The sequence below is a fragment of the Protofrankia coriariae genome, assembly GCF_001017755.1.
Classification (GTDB): Bacteria; Actinomycetota; Actinomycetes; order Frankiales; family Frankiaceae; genus Protofrankia; species Protofrankia coriariae.
Genome location: NZ_JWIO01000027.1, coordinates 60,694 through 69,224, shown reverse-complemented (window position 1 = coordinate 69,224; position 8,531 = coordinate 60,694). Strand labels below are relative to the sequence as shown.

Below are 8,531 nucleotides of genomic sequence, written 5' to 3'. Positions count from 1 at the left end.
CGGCTTCCGAGCCGGCCCGGAGGCCGTGGTGGCGGCGAAAGCTGATAGTCGTTCCGGCCGTGGCCGTGGTGGCTGTTCTTGGGACGGCCGCCGGCCGAGAACTGCTTCCCGGTGATGTGGCGACCCAGGCCACGACGGTGTCATGTTATAAGACGGTGAGTCTTCACGGTGACACGGACATTGTCGGCGGCGGGGTGACGGACCCAGTAGAATCCTGCCGGCAGGTGTGGCGGTCCATTGGAATGAACGTACCGTCGGAACTCGCCGCCTGCCTTACCTCGGGTGGGGCCATCGCGGTGTTTCCGTCGAAGAAAGCCTGCCGCGCGCTGGGGCTGCGTCCTTTTACGGGCCTGTCTGATTCCGCGCGCAGATTCGCGGCTTTCCAGAACGACGTGGTAACCGCCGTGCGGGCAGATCACTGCCGCCCCCGCGGCGAGATCATCGAAATGGTCCGGCAGAAGTTGGATACCTACGGCCTGCAGTCCTGGCGGATCGACGACAGCGGCTTCGGTCAGCCGTGGGCCGTGGGCCGGCCCTGCGCCAGCCTTTCCTTCAACCACGACCAGTCGATCGTGATCATAGTTCCGAACACGGAATGATACTGACAGATGCGGTGACCGTCTCGACACGAGAGAGGTCACCGCATCTGTCCGGTAATCTGCTTTACGGTATTCTGACGGCCGAGACGCGGCCGCTCCAAGCGTTGGAGAGCATCGCTTCCCAGAAGAGATCAGTCGACGAAGATGTCGGTGCGGGCTGAGACGCGTTGGGTGCCGAAGGCTACCGGGGACGCGTTGACGACGAGCGGCGGGCCACCGCGGCCGGGACCACCGNGGCGGGCCGCCGTGCCCGTGCCCGTGCCCATGGCCGTCCCCGGGACCGCCGCCGGTGCCTGGGCCGGTTGGGGGACCACCGCGTCCGGTATCCGGGGTGGCNGGCCCGCCGTGCCCTGCGGGCGGGCCGGCTGGAGGGCCGCTGTGTTCGGCGGGCGGGCCGGCCGGGGGGCCGCCGTGCTCGCCGGGGGCGCCGGGGGCACCGTGTTCGGCGGCCAGGTCGGGTGGGGGGCCGCCGGGGCGGGCGAACAGCAGTTTGGCCTGCCTGGCCTGCATCTGGGTGACCGTTTCCACGACCGGCCGCCGCTGTTGTTCGAACTGGCCGAGCGTGTCGCGGTCGAAGCTGCCGGCGGCCAGCGCCGAGACGAGGATCGGGTGCGCGAGTGCCGCGTCCTGGATGGCGAGGTTGATCCCCTGGCCGCCGATGGGGCCGTGCGTGTGCGCCGCATCCCCGATGAGCAGCAGACCGTCCCGGGCCCAGGTGTCGGCGAAACCGGCGAACACGTCCAGCACCGCGAGGTCACCAGGCACGTTGATGTACTTGGTGATCAGGTCGGCGTAGCGGGGAACGGACTGGCGGATCTGTTCCTTGATGTGTTCGATCCCGTGCTGGGCCAGCGACCGGTAGCTGCGCCGCGGGAGCGTCCAGCCCAGTTGGAGGCTGTCGGGGTAGGCGTCGTAGACGATGATCGGGTTGCCGTCGCCCTGGAAGACCGTCACCTCGGGGCCGTGTCGTTGTGGGGCGGGCAGTTTGAACCACACCATGTCGTAGTCGAAGGCGTCGATCTTGGTGAATGTGATGTCGGCCAGCCGCCGGGTCTTCGAGTGCCGCCCGTCCGCGGCTATCACGCACCGGGCGTTGATCCGCTGTTCGGTGTCGCCGTCCGGCAGGGTGACGCCGACGACGCGCTCGCCGTCCAGGAGCAGCCCGCTCGGTGACCGGCCGTCGAGATACTCGAAGCGGTCGTACTGTTTGCAGGCGTCGAAGAGTTCTTCCAGGACGTTCGGCTGCGGGATGCTGAGGAAGTGGTTGTACGGCGGTTCGATCTGGTCGTACTCGGCCTGGAACAGGGGGCGTCCGCCGGAGACGATACGGAAGCGCGAGCACTCGTAGTGGCCCCGTTTGCGGGCGCCGTCGAGAACACCCAGCTGGTCCAGTATCAGCGCGCCTCCGGGCTGGAGGATCTCGCCGCGGTATTCGCGGTCGAACGACGTCGCCCGTTCGACGAGAACGACCCGGGCGCCGGATCGCACCAGCAGCAGCGACAGGCTGAGCCCGGCCGGGCCGGCGCCGATGACGCAGAAATCTGTCTCCATGATGAAAGCTGCTCCCGTTTGGTCAGACCAGGGCGGCGGTGAGGTCGTGGATGACCGCGACGACGTCGGTGGGCGTCGGCTGGGCGGCGTTCTCGGCGGAGAGCGCCGCCGCCCTGTCCCGGTACGAGGGGGTGTCGAGCAGGTCGCGGCAGGCCGCGACGACCGACTTGGCCGTGACGCCTTCCCCCAGCAGCTGCCGGCCCGCGCCGGCGGCGCTGATGCGCGCGGCGTTGTCGAACTGGTCCGCGAACCGCGGCAGCGCGAGCTGCGGCAGGCCCGCCGTCACCGCGGNNCGGCAGGCCCGCCGTCACCGCGGTCAGCGTCGCCCCGGAGCGCCCGTGGTGGACGACAAGGTCACTGGTGGGTGCGACCAGGTGCAGCGGGAGCAGGCCGGTGGGGGCGCCGGCCGGCAGCGGCAGCGTCCAGCCGGGGCTGATCGGATCCTCCAGGCCGGCCACGACCTCGATGCCGAGGCCGTGCAGGACGGCGGCGACCTCCGCCAGCGTTTCCGCGAGGTCCCGGAAGGCGGCCCTGACCAGGCTGCTGCCGACGGCCAGGGTGACCCGGGGCCGCTCCGTCCGCCCGAGGATCCACTCGGGCAGCGCGGCGGCTCCGCTGTAGGGGACGTAGCGGATGTGCCGGTCGCGGGATCCGGGCGGGTCCGCGGGCCGCAGGCTCGGCGGGCACGGGTGCAGGCGCAGCGCGGGTTCGGGCAGGTCCGTCAGGCCCAGGCCGGCGAGTTCCGGCGTGAGTTCGTCGCGGGCGGGCGGCCGGGCCTCGGGCATCGTCGTCACACCCCAGCCGTGTTCGACCCAGGGCAGGCCGTGCGTCTCGGCGGCGAGCTGGCCCGCGTGCTCGGTCGGTTCGCTGATGATGACGTCCGGGCGCCAGCGCTCCACCAGTTCCAGCGTGTACGGCAGGGTGGCGGCGGTCAGGCGCCCCCAGGCCCGGCCGGTGCCCTCGTTGCGTTCCGCGGCGTTTGTCGCGGGCGGCACCGGCCGGCCGTCCCGGTCCCTGGTCATGATTGTGAGGAAGTCGACCGACGGCGCGGTCGCCCCCGCCGGCAGCGCGGCCTCGGTGATGGCGCCGGTGAAGTTCGCCGGCGCGGCGACCAGGACGTCGTCGCCGGCCGCCCGCAGCGCGTGCGCGAGCGGAACCAGCGGAAAGAGATGACCGTGGACCGGAGAAGTGGTGAAGAGCACTCGCACGAATTGCTCCTTACGGGTGTGACAGGTATGGGGACACGGCCCGCGACGGTCGTCCCGGGCCGGAATCCCGTTTCAGGCGGTGAACGCCGGGTCGCGGTCACTGGTATCCGGCTGGAGTGTGCGAGTACTTCCCGGCAGACTGACGCCGAGCCCGCCGGAATGCGTTCCCCCCGTGCCCACACCGAGTTGGCGCAGCAGGCCGCGGTCGTCACGGATGGCGTCGTGCTCGACCACCGTGCCGTCCAATATGCGGAACCAGTGGATGTGCCGCCAGGTGACCCGCTGGCCGGTCGCCCGCACACCCATGATCACGTCTTGTACCTCGCCCTCGACCGCCAGTTTCGCCACGACGTTCTCGGTGTCCGCGACGATGCTCTCGACCGTCCAGGTCGCGGTCGGGAAGGCGCGCAGCACGACCGCCAGGGTCTGGGCCAGCCCGTCGCGCCCCGGGGGGCTGCCTGGCTGGAGCCGGTGGTTGACCATGTCCGGCGCGAAGGCCGACACGGCGGCGTCGACGTCCCCGCGCTCCAGCGACCGGAAGTGCTCGAGAATCGTTCTCCGGTTGGCCTCGACCTGCCTGTCGACAGCGGATTCCGCTCTTTCCGGAGAAATTTCCGAGTCTTCTTTCTCGACATGCAGGACGATTTCTGAGACTTCCATTCTCGCGCTTTCCCGAAGTTCGCGCAGGGGTGCGGTCAGGACGTCCTGTTCCGGGCTTCGCTCGAATTTCTGGAATGCTTCCGGGCTGTCCCAGTCGCTGGTGATCACAAATTCGCGGGGGCCGGTGCGCAGGAGACTCTGGCGCAGGTTGCCCGGCGCCTGGCGGACCACCGAGGCGATCTTCTCCCAGGCGTCGACGAAGTCCTGTTCCCGGTCGGGACGGACGAGCATGCGCAGCGTCGCTCTGATCATCGGATTCCTCCGTCCGTGGTCGCGGGGTCGACGGCCCGCAGGATCAGCGAGCTGTTGAAGCCGCCGTAGCCGCGGGCGTTGACCATGGCGACTCGCACCGGGGCCTCGCGCGGCACCCGGACGAGGTCGAGGCGGTACTCCGGTGCCGGGTCGTCGAGGTTGCCCACCGCCGGGATCACCCCGTCGCGGATGGACAGCACGGCGTTGACGGCGGCCAGCGCCGAGCCGCCCGCGCTCATCCGCCCGGTCAGCCCCTGGGGGGCGGTGACCGGGACGCGTTCGGCGTGCGCGCCGAACGCGGCATGGATCGCGCGTGCCTCGACCTCGTCGAGGTCACGGGAGCCCGCGCCGTCCGCGAAGATCACATCGACGTCGGCCGGGGTGAGCCGCGCGTCGGCGAGCGCCCGGCGCATGGCCTCGGCGTACCAGCGCGGATCCGGCGTCGGGTCGCGGTGGTGGTACGCGTCGTGGGTCGCCGCGTACCCGGCGATCTCGGCGTACACCCCTGGCGCGCCGCGGGCCGCCGCGGACGCCGGGTCCTCCACGACGAGCGTCGCGCCGCCCTCGGCGGGCACATGGCCGCCCGCGTCACGGTCGAACGGCTTGTAGCCGCCGCGTGGCTCACGGCTGGTGGACAGGCGTCCGCTCGTGGTCTGGCAGGTCAGCGCGTAGGGGGTGAGGCCGGCTTCGGCGCCGCCGGCGAGCACCACCGGCGTTCCGCGGCGGATGGTCCGCCGCGCCTGCGCCAGGCTGTCGAGACCGCCGGCGTCGTCGGAGACCACGACCCCGGACGGCCCCTTGATTCCGTGCTGGATGGAGGTCTGGCCGGTGGTTGCCGCGTAGAACCAGGCGATGGACTGGTACACGCTCACGGCCTGGCGGCCCCGGCTCCACAGCCGCTGGATCTCCCGCTGGCCGAAGTCGTTACCGCCGGATCCGGCCCCGAACACCACCGAGGTCGCGTACGGGTCGTACGCCGCCGGGTTATAGGCGGCGTCGGTCAGCGCGAACCCGGTCGCGGCCATGCCCAGCCATGTCCACCGGTCGGTCTGCAGGATGATCCGGCCGCCGATGTGGTCGGCGGGGTCGAAGCCGGTCACCTCACCGGCGAGCGTGGTGGCGTACCGGCTGGCGTCGAAGCTGGTGATCGGCCCCACCCGCAGCTCGCCGCGCAGCGTGGAACGCCAGTGCTCCTCGGTCCCGATGCCGCTGGGGGTGACCGCTCCGATGCCGGTGATGACAGGACGCAGCCCGGCGCGGGTGGCGCTCACCGGTCACCTCGTCCGCGGTCGAGCACGATGGCCGACTGGAACCCACCGAAGCCGCTGCCGACCGACAGCGCCACGTCGACGTCGTGCTCGCGGGCGATGTTCGGCACGTAGTCCAGGTCACACTCGGGGTCCCGGCTGGACCAGTTGGCCGTGGGCGGGACGACCCGGTTCTCGATCGCCAGGGCACAGGCCACGATCTCGATGGCGCCGATCGCCCCGAGGGAGTGGCCGACCATGGATTTGATCGAGCTCACCGGGACGTCGTAGGCGTGCTGCCCGAGCGACTTCTTGAACGCGGCCGTCTCGTGGCGGTCGTTCTGCTTGGTCCCGGAGCCGTGCGCGTTGACGTAGCCGATCCTGGTCGGGTCGGTACGGCCCTGCCGCAGGGCGTCCGAGATCGCTTCGGCCATGTCGAGCCCGTCGGCCTTCAGACCGGTCATGTGGAAGGCGTTCGAGCGGGCGGCATAGCCGGTGATCTCGCAGTACACGTGCGCGCCCCGGGCCCGGGCGTGCTCGAGATCCTCCAGGATGAGCACGGCGGAGCCCTCACCCATGACGAACCCGTCCCGGCTGGCGTCGAACGGTCGGGAGGCGTGCTCGGGATCGTCGTTGCGGGCCGACGTCGCGCGGATCGCGTCGAAGCAGGCGATGGAGATCGGGGACAGCGGCGCGTCCGTCGCCCCCGCGATCACGATGTCGGCCTCGCCGTCGGCGATGAGCTGGTGGCCGTACCCGACCGCGTCGATCCCGGAGGTGCAGCCCGTCGAGACCACGTGCGCCGGGCCGTGGGCGGAGAAACGGCAGGCCACCTCGGTGGCCAGACAGCTTGGAACCAGAGCGTGATAAAGGAACGACGAGGCGTAGACGGGATCGACGAGCCAGTCGCGTCCGCTGTCGCTGGCGACGACGTACTCGTCCTCCAGACGGGTGGTCGCGCCGACCGCGCTGCCCATGCTGACGGCCACCACCGGGCCACCGCCGTCGGCACCGTCGGCGCTGTCGGCGCCGTCCCGGCCGAGATCCAGACCGCTGTCGGCCACGGCCTCGGTCGCGGCCGCGAGGGCGAACTGCACGAAGCGGTCGTTGCGGGCGATCTCCTGCGGGGTCAGGCCAGCAGCGGCCGGGTCGAAGTCGCATTCGGCGGCTATCTGCGAGCGGAACTGCGTCGGGTCGAAGAACGACAGACGCCTGGTCGCCGTCCGGCCCTCGGTCAGCAGATCCCAGAACTCCTTGCGGACAGTGCCTCCTGGCGCGACCACGCCGATGCCGGTTATGGCCGTCCTTCTCACTTCCGGCTCCTTCACGGGGCGTTTCTCACGGGTGTTCCATAGCGGGTGTTTCGGGGCTGGGTCAGGGCTGGGGGAGCGGTTCGGTGTCGACGTGGCCGAGGTCCGGCCGCGGTGCCAGCGGGCTGAGATGAAAGACGAGGAAGGCGGTCTCGTCGCCGTCGTTGACGATCCGGTGGCGGGTGCCGATCGGGATGAGCAACCCGTGCTCGGCGGGGAGCGCGGTGTGTTCGCCGTCGAGCCGCGCGACGACCTGCCCGGACACGCAGTACAGGAACTCCTCGGAGTACGGGTGCCAGTGTTCGCTGACGAACTCGCCGGGCCGCAGCGTCAGCGTGCCGAGGAAGCCGGACTTGGCGCCCACCGTCGCGGGGGACAGCAGCGTGCGGATGTCGCCACCGCGGCGGCGGTTGGCCGGGACGTCATGGATGGAGAGCACCTTCGGCGTCACGGCCGGGTTGTCGGTCGTCAGGGTCATCGCTTCTCCTTGAGTGCGTCGCGGACCTCCCGGAGCCGCCTGATCGGCTTCCGGGACGGGATCCGATGGGCCCGGCGCTGCGCGCGGGATTCACAACAGACGCCAGGCCCTGATCGGAGCTGATCAGACCTGCTGAGGAAGGGCCTTCGCGTGCTGGGCGGCCCGCTCGACCTTCTCCCGGATGACGCCCATCTCCCGTCGGGTGTTGTTGTTAATGTTGTTGGTCATCCACTCGTCGTCGACCGGCGCGTCCGGGCGCATGTGGAAGTCCTGCACCCAGCGCATCCTGGTGCCGGCGCCTTCGGGTTCGTAGGTCCACTCGATGTTCATGAACTCGAAGGGGCCTGGTTCGACCCGGCGTGCCCGGACGCGGTGCTTCTCCGGATCCAGTGTCCGTTCCGAGACCCAGCTCCAGACCTTTCCGTTCGCGTCCGGGTGCATCGTCAGACGGAACCTGAAGGTCTGGTTCTGGTGCTCGAGAATCTCCACCGCGGCGTATTCGGTGAAAAGATTCGGCCAGTCCTCGAGATTGTTTGTGATCGTCCAGACCAGATCGATGTCGGCGTCGATCCAGATCGAGTTCTCCGTGTGCCCGGCCATGGCTCTCCGTTTGCTTGACGATGTTCCGGTCGAGAAAGCTGTCGGCGCTGGTTCAGCCAGCCTGCTCGGCGTACGCGCGCGCGCCGACTCCGGGCAGGTGCGCCACCACGGTCCCGGTGGCCGCGGAGAAGCTGGTGCGCAGCGCGTGCAGCCGCTTCCGGTGCTCCAAGTGCTCGGGATTGCGCTGGAACTCCTGGTACGCCTGCTCGTTGGCCCACTCGCCGAATATGTAGTAGGTGCTGGGATCGTCCGTGGAACGGACCAGCCAGGCGCCGAGATTTCCCGGTTGTTTGGCGGCGTCCGGAGCGACCTGCAGCCAGGTCTCCTCGAACTCGCGTTCCCGGCCGGGTATGATCTGCTGCGTAAGAACGATCCGGAAAGTGCTGGAAGCACTCATCGGGTATCTCCGTTCGGATGTCTGTGGTCAGGTTCGGGCCAGCGCGGGACACGGCCCGTGGCGCCATCGCTGATATGTCTGAACCGGCTCGTCATCCGGGTACACGTGCCAGCGGACGGCGAAGAACCACAGATGGTCGACTTCGCCCGTTCGACGGCTTCTGGATGCCCCCTTCGCTGGACGTCCCTCCGCACCGGATCCGGGGTCGGAGCCCGCCGGATCCGGCGGG

General features: G+C 70.0%; 8 protein-coding genes. All 8 read right to left on the bottom strand.

Annotated features, from left to right (window positions below; translation table 11 throughout):
* Positions 1-140: 140 nt before the first annotated feature.
* Positions 141-2,087, bottom strand: a complete 1,947-nt coding sequence (locus FrCorBMG51_RS28390) for an FAD-dependent monooxygenase (protein ID WP_235433642.1) — start codon at positions 2,085-2,087, stop codon at positions 141-143.
* On the bottom strand, positions 1,994-3,352 hold the full coding sequence (locus FrCorBMG51_RS34855) for a nucleotide disphospho-sugar-binding domain-containing protein (RefSeq protein ID WP_086055501.1): 1,359 nt from the start codon (positions 3,350-3,352) through the stop codon (positions 1,994-1,996). The genes FrCorBMG51_RS28390 and FrCorBMG51_RS34855 overlap by 94 nt, the downstream gene beginning before the upstream one ends.
* Before the next feature lie 78 nt (positions 3,353-3,430).
* Positions 3,431-4,270, bottom strand: coding sequence for an ester cyclase (locus FrCorBMG51_RS25430; RefSeq protein ID WP_052914742.1), 840 nt, complete (start codon positions 4,268-4,270; stop codon positions 3,431-3,433).
* On the bottom strand, positions 4,267-5,541 hold the full coding sequence (locus FrCorBMG51_RS16215) for a beta-ketoacyl synthase N-terminal-like domain-containing protein (protein WP_047223901.1): 1,275 nt from the start codon (positions 5,539-5,541) through the stop codon (positions 4,267-4,269). The genes FrCorBMG51_RS25430 and FrCorBMG51_RS16215 overlap by 4 nt, the downstream gene beginning before the upstream one ends.
* Positions 5,538-6,830, bottom strand: coding sequence for a beta-ketoacyl-[acyl-carrier-protein] synthase family protein (locus tag FrCorBMG51_RS16210; protein WP_139342353.1), 1,293 nt, complete (start codon positions 6,828-6,830; stop codon positions 5,538-5,540). The genes FrCorBMG51_RS16215 and FrCorBMG51_RS16210 overlap by 4 nt, the downstream gene beginning before the upstream one ends.
* A gap of 61 nt (positions 6,831-6,891) precedes the next feature.
* Entirely contained in the window at positions 6,892-7,305 is a 414-nt protein-coding gene (locus FrCorBMG51_RS16205; protein WP_047223899.1) for a cupin domain-containing protein, read from the bottom strand.
* A gap of 123 nt (positions 7,306-7,428) precedes the next feature.
* Positions 7,429-7,905, bottom strand: a complete 477-nt coding sequence (locus tag FrCorBMG51_RS16200) for an SRPBCC family protein (RefSeq protein WP_047223898.1) — start codon at positions 7,903-7,905, stop codon at positions 7,429-7,431.
* Positions 7,906-7,957: 52 nt separating this feature from the next.
* Entirely contained in the window at positions 7,958-8,302 is a 345-nt protein-coding gene (locus tag FrCorBMG51_RS16195; RefSeq protein WP_047223897.1) for an antibiotic biosynthesis monooxygenase family protein, read from the bottom strand.
* Positions 8,303-8,531 lie beyond the last annotated feature (229 nt).